Source organism: Methanosarcina sp. DH2 (assembly GCF_020804225.1).
In the GTDB taxonomy this organism is placed as follows: Archaea; Halobacteriota; Methanosarcinia; order Methanosarcinales; family Methanosarcinaceae; genus Methanosarcina.
Map to the genome: position 1 here is coordinate 591,416 of NZ_WJBI01000001.1, position 21,842 is coordinate 613,257.

Below are 21,842 nucleotides of genomic sequence, written 5' to 3' on the forward strand. Positions count from 1 at the left end.
TCATTTATCATCTGGAGGCCAATCGGCATACACTCTTTTCAGAATTATTATTATTATTATTATTATTATTATTATTATTATTATTATTGAAACTGTCTGATGCTAGTTTCCACTTTAGATTAAGAACCTAAACGAGGGTATGCAAAGCAAACAGCCCAGATTCAAGCGCTGACCCGGGAGAAGGAAAATAACAGCTTAAACATTAGGCTGCTTTTGGAGAATAAGGAAATAAAAAAACATAATGATGTTTTCGGTAATATCTGATCATTCAATTAATCTGGTTTTTCAAAAAGGGCAGGATACTTCTCTTTTAATGGCATGAGGAGTCTTTCGTCTAATTTTGCATCATAGAGTGTTTTCACTTTAGAAAGCTGGTCAAATGATAAACCGTAAGCATCTCCAAGGAAAGCCGCCTCAAGGTTTGCCCCTTCAAGGTTAGCTCCTTCAAGATTCACTCCTTTAAGGCTTGCTCCTTCGAGATTCGCTCCTTTAAGATTAGCCTTTATAAGGTTAGCCCCCTCAAGGTTTGCCTCTTTAAGATTAGCCTTTTCAAAATTCGCCCCTTCAAGTTTAGTCCCTTCAAGATGAGTCTTTTCAAGGTAAGCTGTTTTAAAGTTAGTCCATCTGAGGTCAGCCCATATAAGGTGAGCCTCTTCAAGGTGAGCTTCTTCAAGGTTGGCTTCAAAAAGGTCAGCCCCTTTAAGGTTAGCGCCCTTAAAGTTAGCTTCGCTGAGGTTAGCTTCTATAAGGTTAGCCTTTTCAAGATTAGCTCCTTGAAAGTCAATTCCTCGAAGGTCAGCACCTTTAAGATCAGCTTCTCGTAAGTCTCTTCTACCCGCGATATCTGCCATATACGATTAATCGTCTTTAAATTACAATAAACATTACTATGCGAGGGAGATACTTTCTGTTTCTCCTTGATTTGGTTTTAAATTTGTATCGATTTACAGTTTGAGTCTGTCAGGTTCTAAGCAACTACAATGTATGTCAGTCGTCTAAAACTGTCTTCGAGGAGAAAAGTTTCAATAACTTATATTCCGGGATTCCGGAGAAAGATATATGGTCGGAAAAAGAGCGATCAAGATTTAAGCTGGAAATTGATGGAGATTAGACATGAAAGATCAACCCATTTCTATCCTATCTAATCTCCATTAAACACCTTCTAATTTAATTTTCTCTGTTTGTTCAGACAGGAGTTTCTTTTGTCAGGATATAAGCGACCATTCCAGGGTTCAGTTTGCTTTCCCTTGAAACCTTTTTCTCAATCTCCTCAGTGGCTTTACCTTCGATTTTCATATCCTTTATTTTTTCAATCACTGAATATGGAATTGCGTAATATTCGTTAATGTCCTTTCTGTGTCCCCAGACATCCCCTTCAAGAAGCTGGACTCTCTGCATCTGGAGGAATATCTCTATGGACTTTGAGACCGTGCGCATGTAAGATTTAGGTAACTGGATTACCTCAATCTTGGGGCATGTTTCAACCAGTCCAAAGATGTCCTTGTTCGAAGGCCTGAAAGCCAGGTGAACAAGACGCTCATTCGGATTAAGTGTAAAGATTTCTTCTCTGGAACTAACTACTCTTATTTTCATGTTTTTTCCCCACTGTTGTGTTCTTTTTTGATTGTGCCTTAATATAAGGTACATATACTTGTTATAAATAGTTATCTCATTAGACTAATATTATTTAGATAGTATTCCGGAGATACTAGTTATATCACATTTACTAAATTGATCTCAAAAAGCCAAAAATAAGAAACAAAAACGATTTTTTCAAATTATACGTCCTATTTTTTGCTCCAATTTTCTATTTTTGCTTCAAATTCCACTTTCTTTCATAATACAGTTTTTTTCAAAATATGGTTAAATTATTTTAATCCTTAATCTCTTTCAGCTTTTAACTCTAATGAGACTTTCCCGTTCATCGGGTAGAGGAAAATTGGTCGTAGAGCCAGCCACTGAAACTAAAAATGATAAAGGTTTTTAAATCAGATATAACGAGTTTATTTCTCGTTTTTAGATCTAACAAAAAAGCAAACGTGGAAAATCCATATTCTTTTTCTGGAATCCAGCAGCATTCTTGTGCCCTCCACCGCCGTATTGCTGAGCAATTTCGGCACAATCAGGTGAGTCGGGATTCCCTGAATCAGACCTCAGGCTGAATACTACCATATCCTCTACAGCCTGCCACATAATAGCAATATCATATTCGGGCTTCTTGTAAATGAATTCTCCAAGCTCGGAGATGTTCCCGGTAGTGTTCACAAGCCTGGCTTTCCAGTTATGAAAAGTGCAATCTACCCCACGTTCGAAGGCTTTCTGAAGCTTGTAATTTTGAGCTTCTAGGAGTAATTCACCGATAGATACCATTCTATTTACAATATCTTCGTATTCGGAACTGGAACCAAGAAGCGCGTCCCATGCGCTATCATCAGGGTTTTTCACCATCAGACTGAAACCTGCACTGAAAGCCCTGGTCTCAATGTATTCAAACTTCCATATATCTTTATCACCAATATAAGCAACAGCTGCAGGAGGCGGAACATATTCAGGATGCGTAAACTCCCATGTAAGTACACAGGCTGCTTTTTCAATGGATCTGATTCCCGGAATATTACTTGAATTCCACAGGTCCGGAAATTTCTCCATAGCGGTCTTATGATGGTCTATCCATATCAGTTTAGACCCGCAGGCTTTTACGAATTCATCCATTCTGTCACTTGCAAAATCAACAAGCCATACTTTTTCGGCTGCCCTTATTTCTTCCTCATTCCACGACTCTTTGCCGTAATTTATTGGAACAAACTTTATGGCAAATTCATCCCGGTCATAGTAATTCGCAGCGACAGCGGCTGAGCAGAGTCCGTCATTATCATCATGATAATAAATTAAAATCGTGTGTTTATCATCCGTCATTTTTTATTCTCCTTTACTCCAAGGATCTCCTATGAATTCTATCATGTTTTCTACTGCACATTTCATAGATTCCAAACGTGCAGAAATATTTAATTTATGTGCCCATTCTGAAACTGAGAGTGAAAAGAGCCTCGGGCAGGATTTGAACCTAAGACCTCGTCCTTATCAGGGGCGCACTATACCTCTAAGCTACCAGGAAGTAGTTTTCCAGTAAAACTACAGAAACTTAGTGTTTAATGTCTTCTTTTATTTATTGTAATTTCTAGTAAATTTAATGTATTAGGGACCTTCAATATTCAAAACTCTCCTCATAAAGTTCCTTATATAATTCTCTGCAGGGCGAAAGGAAATCTCTGGTGTGAGAATACTAAATCAAGTGACAACACGTTAAAATAACAATATTTTTAAATATCTAGCCCGATATAAATTATATAAGGGCCGAAAAGGGGAATAAAACTAAGTGAAAAACGGGAATAATAAAACCTCTTGCAGGCTTGGTACTGGATTTGTGAGAAATACTCTGAAGAATAGAGGCGACATAATGAAGGGAAGCGACAAAATGAAGGAATTTTGCAATATCTGTGGTCGGGAACTGCTGGAAGATGTGCTGGTCGTCGATACCAGCCAGGATATGAAACCAATAAAATTCAAGGATGTTCACGGGGATAAGTCCGATCTGATATGCGTTGAGTGTGCAGCTGATTCGGTTGAGAATCCACCCTTCTTATGTTCGAGATGTGGGCAGCCCGTCGAATTCGGTGAGCATTTCTATATCTTAAAGGTAGGAACCACAAAACCTGGCGGTCCCAGGTTGGACTCTAAAGAAACATGCCCCGAAGATAAATATATCTGTATCACATGTTATGATGAGTTTATGAACCTTGAAGAGGAGAAAGAAAGAGACTAAACGGAAATCCCTGTCTCTAAACTTTGTTCCTTATTTTGCCCTTAATTTTTTTTAATTCCTGGGCAAAAATCAGGGTCAAGTGCCTGAGACAATACTATATACATGGAAAAAACAGAACTGATTTTTCAAATCTGTTCATATTCTTCTCTTTTTTCTAGCTCTTTTCGTTATTTTTCTCAACAGATGGAACGCTTTTAATTAGGAGAGTCTATATAATTCAGAGGGAGGGGAGGAAGAAATAATTTATTTCTTATTTTCTCTTTCTCTGTATTTACCCCCTCCCATTACAAGTGTTCTAAGTGTTCTTGATGAAAGAAAGTGTAAAAAGCAAAATATAGTTCAGTAAATGCCTTTAAGATCTTTTTATCATGCCTTAACTTTCACACATTCTAGTCCTTATACAGGTGGTGTTTCCCTTGGCAGTGATATAATGTGTTCATAAAGACCTATTCGCATGAGTTGTCTTGAGAATTACACTTGAAACACAGAACCTTTTATAAGACAATCCTAAAGGAGATGCCAAACCAGACTATACAGGCGAATCATTGTTAAAAAATAATTTTCAAATCTGGCAAGCGGGCATATTTATCTTGGTTAGCTAGATTTGATCAGCGACTCCCAATTACGATTAGCCTGCTTTATCTTCTTCTATACAGGAATGATCCAAGCAGCCCTAATATCCCATAAACAATTTCAAAGCTAGGCATTCTTGTACTCTGTTCCTTTTCTGGTTCCTGCTCAACGTTTATCGTTGAACTTCCATTGTTCTCAATATCTTTAGTATCAAATTCAGGCGGTATTTCAGTGTCAGCTTTTTCTACTATTGTCTTACCTGTTATTGCAAAAGGAGATAATCCAGGGGTTTGTGCTGTGAAATACAGATACTGGTTATCCTCATCTGAAAGACTGGTTGGTAGCTCATTCCACTTGTTATCGTTAAACCTGTTCAGAGCGATAGAAGACTGGTCAATGTGTTTATCCTGTACCCAGGATTTCTCAACCTTGAAACAAACAACTGTGTTTTCTATATTCTTTTCAGTTGCATATCCGCTGTTGCCAACCCAGATATTGAGATAATTGTATACTCCACCTTCGGGGGAGTTCGGGGTAAGCGTGGATTTGTTTTTCAGCATCTCAACAATGGTTGTTGTCCTGCCAACCGTCTTCTTTGAGTCAAAGCTCACATATATGACAGAGGTTGCGTTCCTTGTGAAATCAAACTTTATGGGCTTGTCATTTGTAATGAAGACCTGGGAAAGTTCCTTTACTTCAACGTTCTTTTGAGGCTCAGGTGAACCACCAGCACCTCCACTGCTGCCGCTGCTGCTCTTTCTCAGTGCACTTATTGTTATTACTTCAGAGGAACTGCCGCTTTCAGTGGTTACGGTGAGCCTCACTGGATAAGTTCCTTTGGAACTAAACTCATAAACAAAGCTCGCATCAGTGGATTCAATAGTTCCGTCGTTGCCAACATCCCAGATCCTTGAGATTATGTTCTGGGAAAGGTCAGTGAACTGGACGCAAAGAGGGATATAGCCGCTGGTAACATTCGAGTTAGGCACAGCTGCAGGGAGTATTTCTGTTACTGGGACATAGCTTATAAACTGCCCAAAAGAAATAGGCCTGCCTTCTACAGGTACTGTGGCGGTAACAGTGTTTGTAGCTGTGTCAATTACAGAAATAGTGTTGCTATCGGAATTCGCCACATATACTTTTTTTCCATCAGGAGTGACTGAAACACCTATAGGTCTGATACCTACATTTACAGTGGTTGTGACGTTGTTTGCAGCTGTGTCAAGCACAGAAATATTGTTGCTACCGAGATTAGTTACATATACTTTTTTTCCATCTGGGCTGACTGCAACTCCCAAGGGAATGATTCCTACGTCCACTGTAGCTGTAATCTTGTTTGTTGCTATGTCAATTACAGAGACAGTGTTGCTACTACCTTTAGTTACATATACCCTTGTTCCTTCTGGATTTACTGTAATTCCTGTAGGATAGGATCCTACATTCACTGTAGATATAACAGTGTTTGTAGCAGTATCAATCACAGAGACAGAATTGTTGAGAACTTCAGGGCTACTCGAATTCGTTACATATACCTTTGTTCCATCAGGGCTGACTGCAACTCCACAAGGCCAGTTTCCTACATTTATCGTAGCTGTAACAGTATTGTTTGCTGTGTCAATTACAGAAACGGTCTTGCCAGGAAATTTAAGGTTGCCATTGTTCGTCACGTATACCTTTGTTCCATCCGGGCTGACTGCAATTCCGTAAGGACTGGACCCAACTTCCACTGTGGCTGTAACATTATTTGTAACTGTGTCTATTACAGAAACATTCCCATCAGCTTTTGCCACATATACCTTCGTCCCTTCTGGGTTTATTGCAACCCCCCAAGGATAGGCTCCTACATTCACTACAGTCGTAATAGTATTTGTTACAGTGTCAATCACAGAGACAGCATTGCTATCGTAGTTTGTAACGTATGCATGTTGAGCCATAGGGGAGGAATTTTGAGAACTAGTCGCCGATGCAATAGGTAACAAAGAAATTAAGAAAATAAAAAAGAAGGCTATTGCAGTTAAAGCTATTGAATATGATTCTTCTTTATCTTTCATTTATTTCCCCTTAATAATCTTTCACTCTCTCTAAAAGTCATAAAAATATCAACAAAGATTATTCATTGATGGCCTTTAAATCTTTTCTTTAAAGCTTGGCTTTTATAGTCCTTTAATTTTAGAGTATTTGCCTAAAGAAATGGATAGGGTTGAAAGGAATATAAGTACAAACAAAAACGTGAGAATTTCAAATGATACTAACATAAGTGAGGGAATCAGATACAAAGAAACCATCATTGAAAATACGACTCAAAGTCAATATCTTCAATTAAAGTGATTTCACCAATTTCTTCCATTTAAATTCATCCTTTTTTCAGAAATTACACCTTATCCACACCTAAAACTTCAAAGTGTAAACTAAAGGGCAATTTCTACTCCTTATTTATATACAACTAGAACAACAATACCTTATTTATATATAATTAGATAAACAATGATAGTCTGAACTAAATATACAAGATTACATCTCCAGAACAGATATTTAACGCGAGTTAACCGGAGCCAAGAAGTAATCACTACGCTTAACAAAGGCTGATTAACAGCTACAATATAATCTTTTATAAATCTAAATATAGATTTGCTATATCAAAAGCTACTTATTCAAAACATACGACAAATTTACCAAACCCATGGGTATGCCCCGTAGCCTTCGAAATAATAAATGTACTGTCCCAATACAGAGATTAGAGTATTGCAAATCTGAAAATCAGAAAAGAGAATAGATCACTTTAAATCGTTGATTTTGAAAAATAGAAGCTATATGTCCCTGAGATCAGAAATAGACCAAAAGTCTTTTGCGTATCATGACCAGAAAGAATTCAATAAGTTTAAACCAGGAACACTATTTTCAATTATAGTGTGCCCAAAGATGCAATCGTTTAACTTTCTCTTTAGTTCGTCCCTTTTGCACGGAGTTTATGGTTAATGTATCTTTTTCGCTGACTTCATTAGCTTTTAAAACGTCATCTACATCCCTGCCTGACAAATGAACGTATACTCCTAGCATATCTGAGCCCTGAGTCCAGCCAAAATATATGTTCATCTGAGCTTCTGTCAAGTAATTGTCCATGTAGGTGCAGCGAAAGTGTCGGAACAAGTAAGGATGGATCTTTTTGTTAATCCCTGCTTTCTTGGCTATTCGTTGTAGCTTCATTTTATTGCCCCATATTGCATTGGTTTCAACGAATTTTCTTTACTTTTCAGTGTAACCCATAGAGGAGCATCTGGATAGTATCCTTCTGGATGTACTTCAATCCAGGCTTTCAAGTATCCTACACTCCAACTGCTCTGACTCGCTTATATCCCGTCTTTCCCTTGACGCTTCTAATTGCTCCGTGTTTATCGAAAGAAACATGTTTGATATGTAGAGTGCCAATTTCTCCAATTTCTCCAATTCTTGCTCCGATGTCCCCTTACAAAGCAATTATTGCCCGATCTCTTTCATGCTCAGCACTTCTATCAACTTCAAAACATCTAATTCAGTCAACATCTTCTATGGAAGCTTCTAATCTTTCTTCTTTAGGTGGTCTTAATCCATCGTGTAAGCTCAGGATTTTCTTACTTGCGGTATCTTTTATAGAATTTTTTTAAAGCTACCTTATAGTCATGTTTTAGCCATTGACTTTTATCTGACCTTTCCAATTCAGAGATATATATAAAAAGATCTCTTTTTTCAACTTTGTCAAGGTCAAGCTGAAGTTTCAAAGCAATGATTTTCAGGACTGAAATATATTTCAAAATACGATGTTGATCTAATCGCTCGGTAAAACAGTTATCAGCAAAATCTAAGATCAATTTCTTGTTCTTGTCAGAAATCGGTGCCTTACTTAGCGATTCTAGCCTCTTCTAAAAACTGTAATTATAAATATCCACATTTACTGTACCACTTCTTCCAGTGAATAAGTGGGCTTTAAACAAAAAAGAAAAAAGCCTCGGGCGGGATTTGAACCCGCGACCTCGTCCTTACCAAGGACGCGCTATACCCCTAAGCCACCAAGGCACTGTTGCTGTAAGAGCATCTCCAAAATATCACACCAGAGATATAAAGGTTTCGACTGATCTGGCTGCATTCCGGGAAAAATCCGGTTACAGGCTAAAAATATGGGGTTTTATCCTAAAAAATTCGGAGAAATGGCAGAGAAAATTGCCGGTTTCTTGACATTTATTTTTTAGGACTTCATGTTTGGACTTCAGGTCAGGAACTCAGGTCTATTAGAGCTTCCAGCGCTCATCGATGGGAAAGCGTTCATTGATCCACATCAGGACCTGGTTGTCATGCACAATTTTATAGGAGCGGGAAAGGACCGGGATTCCGTCAAAGGTGTTTTCTCCTTTAAGGACTTTGAGTTCTCCCATGTCGCGCCTTGTCTCGAGGTTGTGGCTGCGCAGGATCCTGCCTATGGGGATGTCTGCACGCATTAGCTGTTCTTTCATGGTTGCAGGCATGCGTTCGAGGGGGGAGAGCGACCTTGCCTGGACAAATACTGTATTTCCTGCAGAGAGCCGGACTGTCCTGTTGTTTACGTCGCTGCCCTCTTCCACTCCGAGAAGGTCAGCCATTTCTTTATCGGCTTTGACTATGTATTGAGACTCGGTTTTTACGTTTACAGTTTTTCGGGTCATGATCTCAAGGAGAAAGGTTACAGAACCGTCGGTCCCACAGCAGACCCGGAGGCATGTGGGAATTTCAAGGCTTTTCAGTTTTTCAAGGAAATCTGCTTCCAGAACGATACCTCCAGGTAAGGGCTGCAGGATGTTGTTTTATGTAAAATAAGAATGAGCAGTCAGGAGATTATTCCTCTCCGACTTCTTTTTTAGCCTGCTTCAACCGCTCTTTTGCCGTGTAGCCGGTGGCATTGAGGAGAAAATCCCGGTAAGCCTTATTGGTCTGCAGGATTATTGCGTCGTCCTTTACAGTTACATCGGAAACCGTGTCCACATAGAGCATTTTGTTTTCTATCCAGACTGTTATCCTGGACATTGCCCCATATGATGTCTCAAAACGTCCTCCGTTCTGGGTGATTTCGCCAGGGAAGCTATCCTGCATTACCTGGAAGATTCTGTCAGGCTCGGGTTTAAAGCCGCGTTTTAACTTATATTTCTGCATTGCTATCCTCTTATAAGATATTTTCATCTCAGATAAAGTTTGCTCAGAGCCGTTTTGCCCGGGAGCTGCATTGATAATCCGGAGCAGTCGGAATAAATGATCCGGGAAAATGAATTAATTTCCAGGGCCTCCTCTCTCCGCACTTTTGCTTCATATTTATTAATTTATTATTCCTTAAGAACACTTGTTTTCTGTCTTCTATAATTCGTTTACTACAATTAGTTTGCTATAATCAGTTTGCTGTAAAATTAATTTGCTGTAATTAATGCTGCAGCTATATCTTAATCAGGTTTTAAGCCAAAAATATGATCCAGTTCAAAGCTCTGGTTCAAAGATCCGGTTCAAAAACAGTCTATTCCGAGGAAAAACAGATGTACCGGGTTTAAAACATTGATACTCAGTTTAATAGCTTAATTATAAATAGCTCTAATCTATAATTGTCGGATTTTTCTAAAAATACCTTGACTGGACGAAATAATACTTGAGAGCCGCTGTCAGTACGTACATGCTTTCTGCCCCTCACTTCTGCTTTGGTTTTTACAACTGCAGGTACAACTCACAAGAAGCAACCATAAATATGATTATACTTATCATAGGTTCATACAAAAAAGAGATATGACTGGACGTCAGTACTCTGGATCATACAAAAGGATTTTAAAAATTTTTGAATTATTCTGATACATTCGATCAATTGCTTCAATACATTTAGATAAAATTAATTCGATTTAATCTGATTAGAATCAGTTTACTGTCTGGTAAATAGTAGTCAGCAACTGTAATCAATAAAAGAAGAAGGTGACCCTTGATGCACAAAACACTCAATCTTGAAGATTTAATTGCCAAAAAGCAGAATGAAGCTGCTGGGATAGGTACAAATCTGGAACATGAAGAGCTCTATGATCTGCTGATCCCCCCTGGTACGGTTGTGTCCATAATTTACGATCTTGTGGAAGAATTTGCTCTTGAGCCCGTAACGCGGAAGATGCCCGTTGGTATTGCAAACAGTGAGGAAAGAGAAATTCTCGCTCTTCGCGGTCCTCTTGAAAAGGTTCAGGCTGCTGAAGAATTTCTCTATAAGGAAATGAAGGCCTGGGTCGAAGGCAAGTAAGCCTGCGCGGGCCAGGTCAGATGGGAATAAAAGCAATAGGAGCATGTGCTAAATAACATGTGCTAAATAACATGTGCTAAGAGCCTATCCGAAAAGTGGTTACCTGCTATAACTTTTACAATATGCAATATGCAAAACCGGAACGGATACTCTGACATTATGGACCTATTGTGACTTTTCAACATGCATTACTGACTTTTCGGATAGGCTCTAAATAACATGTGCTGAATAAGTGAAATAACCACTTTTCAGCAAAAAATATCTTTTTCTTTGAAATAAATCCTGAAGATGCGGTAAAGTCACGATTATTCGGAACCGATGCCTGTAATACTATCTTTTGAAAAGTCAAAAACAGTTATCCTGCCTGTTTGATCGTGTATATCGAGTTTTGGTCCTTCTTCGATTTTTCCTATAACTGCAGCTGTGAGCCCTGCCGCTTCAAAAACACTTACGCACTCTTCTGCTTTTTTCGGGTCTGCAGTGAATACGTAGCCTGTTCCCGGGTGCACTTTCAGCCACTGCTCAAAGTCCACATCCACCGGTCTGGGAACTTTCTCCAGATTCACTGAGGCTCCTACCCTGCTCGTCTCGCAAAGCATTCCGAGAGTTCCTATGAGCCCGGGATTGCTTATGTCCTTGCCCGCGGTTGCAAGCTTTCTCTTTGCTATTTCCTGGGTTACAAGGTAGCTTTCCCTTATCACTGAAGGTTCTTTAAAAGAAGTCGTGTCCCAGCTGTAAGGGGAATTCGGACCGATTTTACCATCCATATCATAGGCTGCAATTACCAGGTCTCCGGGGTTTGCGGTATCGCTTCTGATCACGCAGTCTTTTTTGACAATCCCTATGATAGCAACGGAAAGAGAATTATATTGCGTATCAGGATGGACATGTCCCCCAACTACAGGAACTCCGAATTTCCTTACTCCTTCAGCCAGCCCTTCCATCAGTTCCCTGCAGGCTTTAGGAGAATTTGCAGAGGCAATATCCACCATGGCAAGGGGTTTTCCACCCATGGCTGCAATGTCATTTATGTTTACAACCACAGCCCCGTAACCCGCCCACCAGGGGCTTGCATCCAGCAGCCGCCCCCAGATTCCGTCTGCTGCAAAGAGGATTACGTCATCTCCTCCTATATCAATAACTGCGGCGTCATCCCCAAAATCAACGATAGCGTTCCCATATTCAGGACGGACGGCTTCGAAGATAGAAACTATATCCTCAATCTGTCTTTTTCGGGTAACCCCTTCGAAGTTCTTTATCCTTTCTGCTAGTTCTTCAAGGTTCAATCAAAGGCTTCCTGTTTGTTTTTAAATTGTATAACTGCTGGTTAAACAATAAATTAACGGTATGATCACAATAAGCAAACTAATAATAAGACAGCAATAAAATGATGATCTAACGTCAGAGTTGCGATAAGTTACAGAAACTAATGGCAAAGTACTGGTAGCTAATGATAAACTTATTGCAGGTCAATGGTAAGGTATAGATAAATTAATTGTGAGCTGACGGTAACAATTGCCGCATTTATAAACTGATCTACTCAATAATCCTTGAATATTCAATAAGTCTTACCTTTGCAACAAACTTAACCTATTCAATAAGCTTTACTTTTGCAACAAGCTTTGCCTATTCGATAAGCTTTACCTATTCGATAAGCTTTACCTATTCGATAAGCTTGACATATTCAATAAGCTTGACCTCTCCATTTTTCTTAATAGCTGGTCAATGAGAGGTATTATGATCGGTATGTAATTCAGGTCATCCTTTATCTGTTTTTTTCTTTGTTCCGGGAAATGGAAGCGACAGCTTTTTATTAAATTATTATCTCCTAATATGTCAACCTAATATAATTCCAAGTCTATAAAAGTCTCAATTTGATGAAATAAGGAGTGAAAAACATGGTAGCAAAAATCGATGCAGATGCCTGCACAGGCTGTGGAAGCTGTATAGATGAATGCCCTGCAGCTGCAATTTCCCTCAGTGACGATGATATTGCAGTTGTAGACGAAGATGAATGCCTTGACTGCGGTGCATGTGAAGATGCCTGCCCGAATGGAGCAATCACCCTCGAGTAACGCTTTTAAAAATAAGTCTGAGAAGCGGAGTTCTTTAACTCCGCCTTTTTGGCTCCGGATGTCAGAACTATTTTTAACCCGGAACTGAAAAAAATAAGTTTATTCACAGGACTCTTCTTTTCCGTTCTTTTCCAGAATCTCTCTTGCTTTTTCCATATCTTCTTTTGTCTGGATTTTTATAACCTTTCTGCGCTCTTCGCTCATCTGCGACATGTCCTGGGCAAGGAGCCCGTAAGCATCGGCTCTGCACTGTCTGCAGTGGCGCATCTGCATAACGTAAGGCTCACAGGCTTCCTGAACGGCTTTCCTCTCTTCGGCTGTCGGAGGTTCGATATCTGCAAAAGCTCCCTGGTTGATCAGGGGCATAACGTTCATAATGTAAACCCCAAGTTCATTGAGTTTTCTGGCAATCTCGACCACGTGTTTGTCATTGATGCCCGGGGTAAGCACAGTGTTGACCTTGACGACAATTCCTGCATCAATGGCTGCCTTTATCCCATCAAGCTGGTTTTTAATCTGGATCTCTGCAGCTTCAACTCCCCTGTAAACCTTTCCGTGGTATACTATGTGGTTCACGATTTTCGCCTGAATTTCGGGATCTATTGCGTTTACCGTGACCGTTAATGTGGAGACTCCCACACGCAACATGTCCTGCAGTTTTTCGGGTAGCAGGAGCCCATTTGTGCTCATGCAAAGAGTTACTTCGGGAAACTCTTTTCTTATAAGTTCAAAGGTCTCAAAAGTTTCATCATTGGCCAGAGGATCGCCAGGTCCTGCGATTGCAACGACCTTGATAAAAGGATATTCTGCCAGGATCTGCTTTGTCTTTTCAAGTGCTTCCTCCGGAGTCAGAACCTTACTGGTAACTCCTGGCCGACTCTCGTTTACGCAGTCGAATTCCCGGACGCAAAAGTTGCACTGGATATTACATTTTGGGGCCACAGCCAGGTGGATTCTCCCGTATTTATGCTGGGCGTTCTTGTCGTAACAGGGGTGCTCGGAAATCTTTCTCAGGAGCTCCTCTCCAAGTATGGAACCGTTGTTGTTCTTGTTTATAGATTGGTTTTCTTCTGGCAAATTATTCTCCTCCGTTCGGAATTTAAAAGTGAAGTAAGATCTCAGTAAAGGGGATTTTAAGATGTCTAAATGTCTAAAGCACCTATGATACCGCCCCTTGATATATATTGTGGAATATTGTGGAATCAATGAGAACCATTTCGGGACATCTTTGAAACTTATTCTAATCCCTTAGAAACATTTTAGAATCGCTGTAGAATCCGAGGTGGTATTCCGCTTTTTCAATCCGAAAAATTGTCCATCTCACACCACTTGCCTTCCCCTTCCCAGACTCTTACCAGAAGAGGAAAGCCAAACCTCTCCAGAAGGCGGGAATGTATACTCTGGCAAAGATGCTCGGAACTTGGGAACTCTATGAGTTCGTTTAACAGGGTATGGTCATATTCTTGAAGGGTTTCCTTAATGCCTTTTTTAAGGTCATAAAAATCAATTACCATCCCGTTTTCCCTGACTTCCCCTTCTACCACTACCTCAATTTTATATGTATGGCCATGTACTCTTCCGCATTTTCCGTGCCCTGGAAGATAATGGGCGCTGTCGATGTAATCAATAATTCCCAATCTCATATTTTTCATTTTATTCATCCCTTTTTGATCTTACTGCTCCTGCCATTTAACTACGCTGTCTATCGATTCTTATTTCGTCTGTTGACTGTTATTCCACTTTTGACTATTATTTTACGCTTAATCGGACCCTTCGTCGGACCTTTTCTAGAATCCTCTTTTACGGTTATAAGCAACCCCACATCCTGTGGGTCTGCGGAATAATGCGCGTGTCGGTCAGCTCAAGCAGTTTTTTCTGTAGCTTTAAAATAGTCTGTATGGATGCCTGCGTAAACCTTGGAGTCCTTATGGCACTACCCAGAGGTGTTTCTGGCTGGAGGATTATACAGGATACATAGGAAGCTATTGCTTCGGCAGCCAGAACCACGGAGTCGGGCATTGTGTCCCTGCCCACTACCACCTTGCAAAAACAGTCTCTTGAGCTGTTTTTTCTCAGGAGTTTAAAGCATTCGATTGTATTTTCCACATGTACTTCCCGGGTCTCAGGGCAAATGTCTCGAATGGCTTCCGGGAGTTTAAAATCCCCGGAAACATATGCGATATTCTCACGCAATTTCCTTGCCTGCTCAGGCAGGGTCATATTTGATTCCAGGTACAGAGGTACGGGAAGGTCCAGTTTCTCTATGAAATCTGCATGCAGAAGAGGCTCTCCTCCTGTCAGGGAAATGGAATGGAGCTTATTAAAAGGCTGCAGCATAGATGCCAGCTTTTCGACACTTATGGGGTTCGGAACTTTTTCAAAAATGCCGCTTCCTTCTACTTTTTCATAATCGCAGGTCCCTGGGTTTGCAAAGTTCGTATCACAGTAGTTGCAATTGAGGTTGCAGCCTGAAAATCGGACAAAAGCCTGCCTTGTGCCAACGTACGGGCCTTCTCCCTGCACAGAGCAGAATATCTCTTTTACTTGAGCGGACTCTTTGTCTGAAGAAGACATTCATACCACTCCGAGAGGCCGGGATTTTCTGAGGTCCTTTTCTATGTCCTCAAATTCCCTTACATAGGTTTCCCCGATTTCCTTCATGAATCGAACAATGCCTTCATTGTCCCCTATTCCGGCTTCTCTCAGGTTTCCGTAGATTTCATGGGAAACATTGATGCCGAAGTGGATCTTCTGCGAAACAGCCGAGGTGCTGGCAATTGAAACGGTCAGTTTTTTTCCTTCGAGGAAAAGGTCATCTCCTTTCCTTGAGGTGGAGATTCCCAATCCGGCAAGGTGTTCCCTTACAAGCGCGGTAAAAAGACGCTGACGCGCATAGACCAGTTTCAGGTCAGTAGAATCGAAATGTTCGATAATGAAACTCACCATGTCTTCGGACCAGATAGACTCGTTTGCCCTGCGGTCTTCAAGGTCAATCATGTGCTCGATTTTTACGTCACATGCCCCTCTGAAAATAATAATCGAGTCTTCCTGCACTCCGAAGCTGTTGTATGCCCAGAGGGAAGAAATCTGGCTCCCGTCATAGTCATATTTTTCGGGTAAGATGATACACTTCATGAAAATCGCTCTGTAACTCTTTCTGTGATGCATTGTATTAAGTGGAGGACTTTGCAGCTTTTTGATCGGTGGATTTTTGAGATTTAGATTCCACACCTTTCCAGAAGCGGGTCTTTTGCGCCTGCGTTTTTGAATGCCCTTACCCTGCGAACGCAGCTTTCGCACTCTCCACAGGGAGTTTCTTCACCATGGTAGCAGCTCCAGCTGTACTCGAGGGGAGCTTTTACTTCAAGAGCCTTTCTTACAATTTCTGTTTTTTCCAGCTTGATCAGGGGAGCCAGCACTCTCACTCCGTTCTGAGTCGAATAAGAAAAGGCGCGGTCCATTGCCCGTACATAGTCCAGGGAATTGTCAGGGAAGGTCCCGGCTTCTTCTCCATTAAAGCCAACAATCAGGTAATCACAGCCGCTGCTTTCGGCAAAGCTTCCTGCAATATTCAACATGACCCCATTCCTGTTAGGGACCCAGACAGCTTTTGCAGATGCTTCGGTAATTGCGGCAGGTGCAGTTTCATCAATGTCTTCAAAAGACAGGGAAGGAACATCTTCGTCCCTGTTTACGAGAGATGTGTGTGTTATCCCTGCAAGCCAGTCAAGTTTGATTACCCGGTGTTCGATTCCATAATGTTCGCAAACTTTTCGGGAATATTCGATTTCCCGCTGTCCTGCCCGCTGCCCGTAATCAAAGGTAATTGCCATCTCAATTTCCAGGCTCTCGGCTGCAATCGCAAGAGCTGCAATCGAATCAAGCCCGCTGCTCAGGAGGGTTATAGCTTTCATTTCCTAACTCACTAACTCTAATTTTATGGAACATTTTCCTGTTCTACTATTCTACCAGGGTTCCTGTGGTATTCTTCAGAGACTACTCAGATAATACCCGTAACTTATATTTAAAAATAGCTGCCTTTCTGGCTGGAGAGTTCCCTTTTCTGAGAACCCCGGGGCAGTATTAAATATTCAGATGATCTAATATTATAGGAGGTGGGATTACTTGATAGGAATTGTTTCGGATTCGCACGATAACCTTGCAGCTATTCGGAAAGCTGTGGAGTTCTTCAACAAAAAACAGGTAAAAGCGGTGCTGCACGCAGGGGATATCATCTCTCCTTTCACGGTAAGAGCCTTTAAAGAACTAAATCCAAAACTCTATTTTGTCTTCGGGAACAATGATGGGGATAAAGTGACCCTCACAAAATGGTTTGAAGAAATAGGGGCTGTCTCCTGCGGGGATTTTGGGGACCTGACAATTGACGGACTGCATATTGCCCTCCTGCACGGGACAAATGAGTCGCTGGTCAAAGCCCTTGCAAGGTCAGGGGATTTCGATGTTGTGGTCAGGGGTCATACTCACGACCCGGGCGTCAAAATGATAGACGGGACTCCGGTGATAAATCCAGGGGAATGTTCAGGAGTGCTGTCAGGAAAAGTTACGGTTGCAACCCTTGAGATTGCAAACCTGAACGTTGAGATTACTGAACTTGAGATTAACTGACGGCTCCCGGCTCCTTTAAGATTTTTTAGCTTTTTTCGCGCTACCGCCGTACCTGATTGGCTGGCAATAAAAAGCGCCTCCGCCAGCTTCTCATGTTGCCCGTCAAAAGAAAAGCGAATGCTATTCTTACCGATGGTCTTTTTCTGTAATTTTTACTTTCTAGCTTTTCCCATTCATTTCTCTTCCTTTTGTCTGAAAAAACTATTCTCTTGCGTCGAGCGTAACAGGAACGACCCGGTACAGCAAATAAGGTTGTAAGGCTCAGAAAACTTTATAAATTAGTCCTTTCGAGCTAAACTCACTGCAATCAATCATATATCAGTCCTCTTGAGCGAAGCAAAGCGGAGCGAAAAGGACGCGTACTCCCGAGGCGCAATTCGGGCGAGACGCAATTCGGGCGAGACGCAATTCAGGTAAGTCGGCTGGTGTTTTTGTTATTAATCAAAACATCAACCCTATAAAGGTGAATGACCTATTTTTATTTCAATATATTTTGAAACAATTCCCCCTAAAGGTTGTAATAACAATGGAATCGAAAGGAAAAGAGCAAAAAGAACCTCTAGAACAAAAAAAATCCCTGCCAGGCAGCATCAACGAGGCGAAGACTCCTTCTGAAAAAAGGAGAAGTACTCTCATTTTTGCCTGTTCTGGCCTGTCAAATACCGGGAAGCTCACCATGCAGGCAGCGTCAACCCTTGCTTTCAGGAGGCCTGACCTTTACAGGGCTGCAGCTGCGCTAAAAGGGACATTTGCTGTTGAAGATGCGTTATCCGAAGGCTTCAAAATTCTGGCTCTTAACGGCTGTACGGACAGGTGCGCTACAAAAAAGCTTGATGAAGCCGGTATTCAGGCCGAAGTTTATCTTACGGTTACCGAACTCGGGATTGAAAAAACCAGACCATCGGATGTGAAACCCGAGTACATAGAAAAAATTGTTAGGGCTATAAAAGAGGCCTGAATCCCATAAGTTTCTGAATTTTTTACTCAATCTGAACTTTTTACTCAGTCCGAGTTTTTCTATTTATGCGGGCCTGTTTACCCTCAATAACCCCGTCTGAGAATGCCTGTCAGTTCCTCTGCATGATGCATCCGTTCTTCAATTTTTGTGCAGACTGCATCAATGTCATACTCCAGACGTAAGAATTTCGTCTCTCCTGTTTCGGTATCGAAAACAGCACAGCCTGCCCGAGTATCCCTATCTCTTGGCTGGCCCACGGAGCCCGGATTTAGAATTGTAAGGTCACCGATTTTCCTGTTCATTGGAATATGGGAGTGCCCGATAGCAAGAAAGTCCGCATCTAAAGGTTTTGCCGCTTCTTTAATCATTTCCATAATTTCTTCATCCGAAGTTTCGGGTCTTATGTATTCGAACATAGAGCGTGGGCTTGCATGGGTCAGGTAAAGCTTTTTCCCGTCAATTTCCTCTCTGATCAGAAGCGGGAGTTTCTTCAGGTATTCCATCTGTGATTTATCGAGAACTTCCCATGTGTATTCCCGCGTTGCAATTGAGAGATGCTTGTACTTATATCCGCACTGGCAGTCTACCTTAAAGGCAACAGCGTTATCATGGTTGCCCCTGATGGTTGGGATGTTCTTTTTTTGCAGAAGATCTATGCATTTGTCAGGGTCAGGCCCGTAGTCCACTATATCTCCCAGACAGATTGCTCTATCGTGCGGAACACCAAGAACTGTCTGGAGGGCTTCAAGGTTTGCGTGGATATCGGCTATCAGCAGGATCCTCATATTTATTTCCTTTCTAGTAACAGGCTCTGTCTTCTATTTAGTTAAGGATATTATACTATATATTTTTTTAACCCATCGCTTAAAAGCTGAAACCTACATTTTAGAAAATGTTTGGATCTACTGACCCCTGTCTACTAATTCTTGCCTACTAATTCTTGCCTACTAATCCTTGCCACTAATTCTTGCCTACTAATCACTGTCCACTGGTTCTAATCTGCCGGTCTTCAAAATAAGAAAGAAAAAGGCCTGAGATTTGAAAGATTTGTTTCAGGCAGGCAGCCCCCTCATTCCCACTCCCATTACGAGCAGATTTGTCTCCATAGGGGGGTGGTTCCAGCCTTCAGGCGAGATAGTCTTTTTCTCAATAGAAATCTCAATTTGGTTTCCGCTGAGGCCACAGTCTCTCATATAGTCCGTAACAAGTCTTTTCCCAAGCTCGATTGCGGCATTCAGGGCTTCTACATAGAGATCGAACCTCATCCTGCCTCCTGGTGCAAAGACAAGGAAATCTTTATCCGGAGACATCAGACTTGCAGGCCTGATCAAAATTTCCACTCTTTTGATACCTTTTCCTGCAAGAGCTCCTACTGCGTTTCCCACCTCTGCATGTTCAGGAACGAGAATTTCAGCATCTATTAACTCTTCCAGTTCTTTCCTGTGTGCTCGCACAGGGCCTCCTAGCAGGACAACGGGGATTCCCAGCTTGAATTTTGCAGGATAGTTCCCGTCCAGGATTTTTTCAATGGCTGCGTACGGTACTCCCTGCAGGATATATGAGAGAAGGTGAAGCGCCATGTTCCTTGCGACTCTCTTTTTTACGGAGGTACAGAACTCTCCGGGTGTCATTCGCATGAGCCTTGCAAGCCTTTCGGCACCTATTCTGGAAGCTTCTTCATTCCAGACTGTATATTCCCCGAGCACGTGCAGAGCATCGGTGGGGGTAAAGCCAATTGCCTGGACGAGGCGTTTTTTGATGAGGGAGTCCAGAGTCTGAGGGTGAAGGTCCTTTCTGATAAGGGCTTTGATTTCGTTTACGGAAACAGGCTCTTCTCCGATAGCTTCCAGAACTTCGGCTTCTGCTTTGCTGAGTTCGCCTGCAGTGTAGCCTGACCTGACAAAAAACTTTGTGGGCTGGATATTTTCACCAAGGTCTTCTCTGGCGGGCATTTGTGTCCTTTTGAGGTTATTTAGAAAATCCGGGTACTGCACTGCAGCCACTGCGAGGGGCACAACTCTTCTTGGTCCCAGATGGAGCTCTCTGTTCATGGTCCAGACATGGCTATCTCCGCCTGTAGCTGTTGTTTCCATTCTGATTGCCCGGACCCTTGTCTTCCAGCCTCCAACAATAGCTCCTTCGTCGCTCAGGTCAGGGACCCCCATGCAGATTGAGGATATATCGGTACTTGTTCCCCCTACATCCACAACCGCGCATGTCTTCAGCCCTGAAAGATAAGAAGCCCCTACAAGGCTTGCCGCAGGGCCTGAAAAGATTGTTTCTATTGGTTTTTGCAGAGCATCCCTTATCCCTATAACTGAACCGTCGCATTTGAGCATAAGTAGCCTTGCGTTAATCCCCCTTTCCATCATATCTGCAATAATGGACTTTACAAACTGCCTGGTTACAGGAATCAGCTGTGCATTGAGAAAAGCTGTAACTGCCCTTTCGTAGGCTCCCAGTTCCTGCGAGAGCTCATGTCCGCAAACCGCAGGCAGCCCTGCAAGTTTCAGTACGCAGTCTCTTGCTTTAAGCTCGTGTTCAGGGTTGCGTGTGCTGAAATAGGAGGATATGGCAAAAGCTGATACTTTGTCTTTTACGCTCAGGGCAAATTTTTCAATGGCTTCCAGGTCAAGAGGAGAGACTTCTTCTCCGTTGTGGTTGTGCCCTCCTCTGGCAAAGAGCACATGCTCTGCTGGAAGTTCCTTTTCAAGAGGGTGATCCCCTATTAGAATCAGGGCTACTGGAAAACCTGTCCCTTCAAGTATGGTATTTGTGGACAGCGTGGTGGAAACCGATACAAGTTTTACGTTTTCGAGATACTCCGAATTAAGGCCATCAATTACGTTTTTAATGCCGGCGAGGGGGTCAGGATAGGTAGTAAGGGCTTTATTTGAGTCTACAATTTCTCCGTCCGAGTCCCTTACGAGCACTGCATCGGTGTAGGTGCCTCCCGCATCAATTCCAAGGCTATAATGCATAAGAAAATGACTCCTTTTTGTATTTATTTTTGTTTTTGGGTTTATTGCAATCCGATACTTCAGTGCAATAGTTTAGCTTGGTTAAAACTGATTGTGGGTTAGGTATACCGAACATCAGATAAAAGGAATTGCTTATCACTGTGAACATCAAATCAGAGATTAAAAGCGATTTTTATCATGACTTTTTATCTCTATCCTGCAAAATTCAGGTAAATTCGGATTTAAAACTGGATTGTCAGATAAAATTGATTTAGATAAAAATTGGATGTACTCTTTTAAGGAATCGTTACTTTTAAGGACCCGTTAATTATCTTAGAATGATGGGGAGATGGAGGGAAATACTGGAGAAGACCCGCCTGAAAAACCAGATTTAATTTCGTCTTTCCATTCATAAGCAGTAGAGTTTACCTCTAAAGCCAATTGGACAAACCTTGGAAGTGACTCCATGTGGATACACACAGATAGCATCTTACGGCTCTTCTATTCAGTGGGTTGTTAAAGATATCAATAATGTTTTAAGTTGAATCATTTCTTCTAGCTC

Annotated in this window: 19 protein-coding genes and 1 tRNA gene; 5 read left to right on the forward strand and 15 right to left on the reverse strand. The window is 41.6% G+C overall.

The window, feature by feature from the left end:
• Positions 1-272: 272 nt before the first annotated feature.
• The 3 genes from FXV91_RS02545 to FXV91_RS02555 form a co-directional block, all read right to left on the reverse strand.
• The gene (locus FXV91_RS02545) at positions 273-851 is read right to left on the reverse strand and encodes a pentapeptide repeat-containing protein (protein WP_229388020.1); all 579 of its coding nucleotides are present in this window, start codon (positions 849-851) and stop codon (positions 273-275) included.
• Positions 852-1,185: 334 nt separating this feature from the next.
• Positions 1,186-1,593: a DUF1699 family protein gene (locus FXV91_RS02550; protein WP_229388022.1), complete on the reverse strand. Its 408-nt coding sequence runs from the start codon at positions 1,591-1,593 to the stop codon at positions 1,186-1,188.
• A gap of 429 nt (positions 1,594-2,022) precedes the next feature.
• Complete coding sequence (locus FXV91_RS02555; RefSeq protein ID WP_229388024.1) at positions 2,023-2,916, reverse strand: DHH family phosphoesterase; 894 nt, start codon at positions 2,914-2,916, stop codon at positions 2,023-2,025.
• A 541-nt stretch (positions 2,917-3,457) separates the two neighbouring features.
• Between FXV91_RS02555 and FXV91_RS02560 the strand changes: the two genes are divergently transcribed.
• Entirely contained in the window at positions 3,458-3,823 is a 366-nt protein-coding gene (locus FXV91_RS02560) for a hypothetical protein (protein WP_229388587.1), read from the forward strand.
• Positions 3,824-4,461: 638 nt separating this feature from the next.
• On the opposite strand, the gene FXV91_RS02565 is transcribed toward FXV91_RS02560, so the two are convergent.
• The 4 genes from FXV91_RS02565 to FXV91_RS02580 form a co-directional block, all read right to left on the reverse strand.
• On the reverse strand, positions 4,462-6,447 hold the full coding sequence (locus FXV91_RS02565) for a PGF-pre-PGF domain-containing protein (RefSeq protein WP_229388026.1): 1,986 nt from the start codon (positions 6,445-6,447) through the stop codon (positions 4,462-4,464).
• A gap of 1,927 nt (positions 6,448-8,374) precedes the next feature.
• Positions 8,375-8,446 (reverse strand) — tRNA-Thr (locus FXV91_RS02570).
• Between the two features lie 212 nt (positions 8,447-8,658).
• Entirely contained in the window at positions 8,659-9,201 is a 543-nt protein-coding gene (locus FXV91_RS02575; protein ID WP_345945466.1) for a chorismate pyruvate-lyase family protein, read from the reverse strand.
• 37 nt (positions 9,202-9,238) lie between these two features.
• Positions 9,239-9,553: a DUF5611 family protein gene (locus FXV91_RS02580; RefSeq protein ID WP_229388028.1), complete on the reverse strand. Its 315-nt coding sequence runs from the start codon at positions 9,551-9,553 to the stop codon at positions 9,239-9,241.
• An 805-nt stretch (positions 9,554-10,358) separates the two neighbouring features.
• Between FXV91_RS02580 and FXV91_RS02585 the strand changes: the two genes are divergently transcribed.
• Positions 10,359-10,661, forward strand: coding sequence for a hypothetical protein (locus FXV91_RS02585; protein WP_229388031.1), 303 nt, complete (start codon positions 10,359-10,361; stop codon positions 10,659-10,661).
• Positions 10,662-10,966: 305 nt separating this feature from the next.
• On the opposite strand, the gene FXV91_RS02590 is transcribed toward FXV91_RS02585, so the two are convergent.
• Positions 10,967-11,947 carry a methanogenesis marker 2 protein gene (locus tag FXV91_RS02590; RefSeq protein WP_229388033.1) on the reverse strand — a complete coding sequence of 327 codons (981 nt, stop codon included), beginning with the start codon at positions 11,945-11,947 and terminating at the stop codon, positions 10,967-10,969.
• Between the two features lie 612 nt (positions 11,948-12,559).
• Here FXV91_RS02590 and FXV91_RS02595 point away from each other — a divergent pair.
• Positions 12,560-12,736, forward strand: a complete 177-nt coding sequence (locus tag FXV91_RS02595) for a 4Fe-4S binding protein (protein WP_011024079.1) — start codon at positions 12,560-12,562, stop codon at positions 12,734-12,736.
• A gap of 99 nt (positions 12,737-12,835) precedes the next feature.
• Here the strand turns inward: FXV91_RS02595 and nifB are convergent, their stop codons facing one another.
• From nifB to queC, 5 genes are all read right to left on the reverse strand, one after another.
• The gene (gene nifB / locus FXV91_RS02600; RefSeq protein ID WP_229388035.1) at positions 12,836-13,813 is read right to left on the reverse strand and encodes a nitrogenase cofactor biosynthesis protein NifB; all 978 of its coding nucleotides are present in this window, start codon (positions 13,811-13,813) and stop codon (positions 12,836-12,838) included.
• Positions 13,814-14,034: 221 nt separating this feature from the next.
• Entirely contained in the window at positions 14,035-14,388 is a 354-nt protein-coding gene (gene queD, locus FXV91_RS02605) for a 6-carboxytetrahydropterin synthase QueD (RefSeq protein ID WP_229388037.1), read from the reverse strand.
• A 154-nt stretch (positions 14,389-14,542) separates the two neighbouring features.
• Complete coding sequence (locus tag FXV91_RS02610) at positions 14,543-15,310, reverse strand: 7-carboxy-7-deazaguanine synthase QueE (protein WP_229388039.1); 768 nt, start codon at positions 15,308-15,310, stop codon at positions 14,543-14,545.
• Positions 15,311-15,871 carry a DUF366 family protein gene (locus FXV91_RS02615; RefSeq protein ID WP_229388041.1) on the reverse strand — a complete coding sequence of 187 codons (561 nt, stop codon included), beginning with the start codon at positions 15,869-15,871 and terminating at the stop codon, positions 15,311-15,313. It lies immediately after the preceding gene.
• Between the two features lie 83 nt (positions 15,872-15,954).
• The gene (gene queC / locus FXV91_RS02620) at positions 15,955-16,650 is read right to left on the reverse strand and encodes a 7-cyano-7-deazaguanine synthase QueC (RefSeq protein WP_229388043.1); all 696 of its coding nucleotides are present in this window, start codon (positions 16,648-16,650) and stop codon (positions 15,955-15,957) included.
• A gap of 211 nt (positions 16,651-16,861) precedes the next feature.
• On the opposite strand from queC, the gene FXV91_RS02625 reads away from it, so the two are divergent.
• Positions 16,862-17,362: a metallophosphoesterase gene (locus tag FXV91_RS02625; RefSeq protein WP_229388045.1), complete on the forward strand. Its 501-nt coding sequence runs from the start codon at positions 16,862-16,864 to the stop codon at positions 17,360-17,362.
• A gap of 526 nt (positions 17,363-17,888) precedes the next feature.
• Positions 17,889-18,320 (forward strand): putative zinc-binding protein, encoded by a 432-nt coding sequence (locus tag FXV91_RS02630; RefSeq protein ID WP_229388047.1) that lies wholly within the window; start codon positions 17,889-17,891, stop codon positions 18,318-18,320.
• A gap of 83 nt (positions 18,321-18,403) precedes the next feature.
• Here the strand turns inward: FXV91_RS02630 and FXV91_RS02635 are convergent, their stop codons facing one another.
• Positions 18,404-19,105, reverse strand: coding sequence for a metallophosphoesterase family protein (locus FXV91_RS02635; protein ID WP_229388049.1), 702 nt, complete (start codon positions 19,103-19,105; stop codon positions 18,404-18,406).
• A 267-nt stretch (positions 19,106-19,372) separates the two neighbouring features.
• Positions 19,373-21,301, reverse strand: a complete 1,929-nt coding sequence (locus FXV91_RS02640) for a hydantoinase/oxoprolinase family protein (RefSeq protein WP_229388051.1) — start codon at positions 21,299-21,301, stop codon at positions 19,373-19,375.
• Positions 21,302-21,842 lie beyond the last annotated feature (541 nt).

Coding starts and splice junctions, on each gene's coding strand:
- FXV91_RS02545 (WP_229388020.1), bottom strand. CDS start 851: ATGGCAGATATCGCGGGTAGAAGAGACTTACGAGAAGCTGATCTTAAA.
- FXV91_RS02550 (WP_229388022.1), bottom strand. CDS start 1,593: ATGAAAATAAGAGTAGTTAGTTCCAGAGAAGAAATCTTTACACTTAAT.
- FXV91_RS02555 (WP_229388024.1), bottom strand. CDS start 2,916: ATGACGGATGATAAACACACGATTTTAATTTATTATCATGATGATAAT.
- FXV91_RS02560 (WP_229388587.1), top strand. CDS start 3,458: ATGAAGGGAAGCGACAAAATGAAGGAATTTTGCAATATCTGTGGTCGG.
- FXV91_RS02565 (WP_229388026.1), bottom strand. CDS start 6,447: ATGAAAGATAAAGAAGAATCATATTCAATAGCTTTAACTGCAATAGCC.
- FXV91_RS02580 (WP_229388028.1), bottom strand. CDS start 9,553: ATGCAGAAATATAAGTTAAAACGCGGCTTTAAACCCGAGCCTGACAGA.
- FXV91_RS02585 (WP_229388031.1), top strand. CDS start 10,359: ATGCACAAAACACTCAATCTTGAAGATTTAATTGCCAAAAAGCAGAAT.
- FXV91_RS02595 (WP_011024079.1), top strand. CDS start 12,560: ATGGTAGCAAAAATCGATGCAGATGCCTGCACAGGCTGTGGAAGCTGT.
- queD (WP_229388037.1), bottom strand. CDS start 14,388: ATGAAAAATATGAGATTGGGAATTATTGATTACATCGACAGCGCCCAT.
- FXV91_RS02610 (WP_229388039.1), bottom strand. CDS start 15,310: ATGTCTTCTTCAGACAAAGAGTCCGCTCAAGTAAAAGAGATATTCTGC.
- FXV91_RS02615 (WP_229388041.1), bottom strand. CDS start 15,871: ATGAAGTGTATCATCTTACCCGAAAAATATGACTATGACGGGAGCCAG.
- queC (WP_229388043.1), bottom strand. CDS start 16,650: ATGAAAGCTATAACCCTCCTGAGCAGCGGGCTTGATTCGATTGCAGCT.
- FXV91_RS02630 (WP_229388047.1), top strand. CDS start 17,889: ATGGAATCGAAAGGAAAAGAGCAAAAAGAACCTCTAGAACAAAAAAAA.
- FXV91_RS02635 (WP_229388049.1), bottom strand. CDS start 19,105: ATGAGGATCCTGCTGATAGCCGATATCCACGCAAACCTTGAAGCCCTC.
- FXV91_RS02640 (WP_229388051.1), bottom strand. CDS start 21,301: ATGCATTATAGCCTTGGAATTGATGCGGGAGGCACCTACACCGATGCA.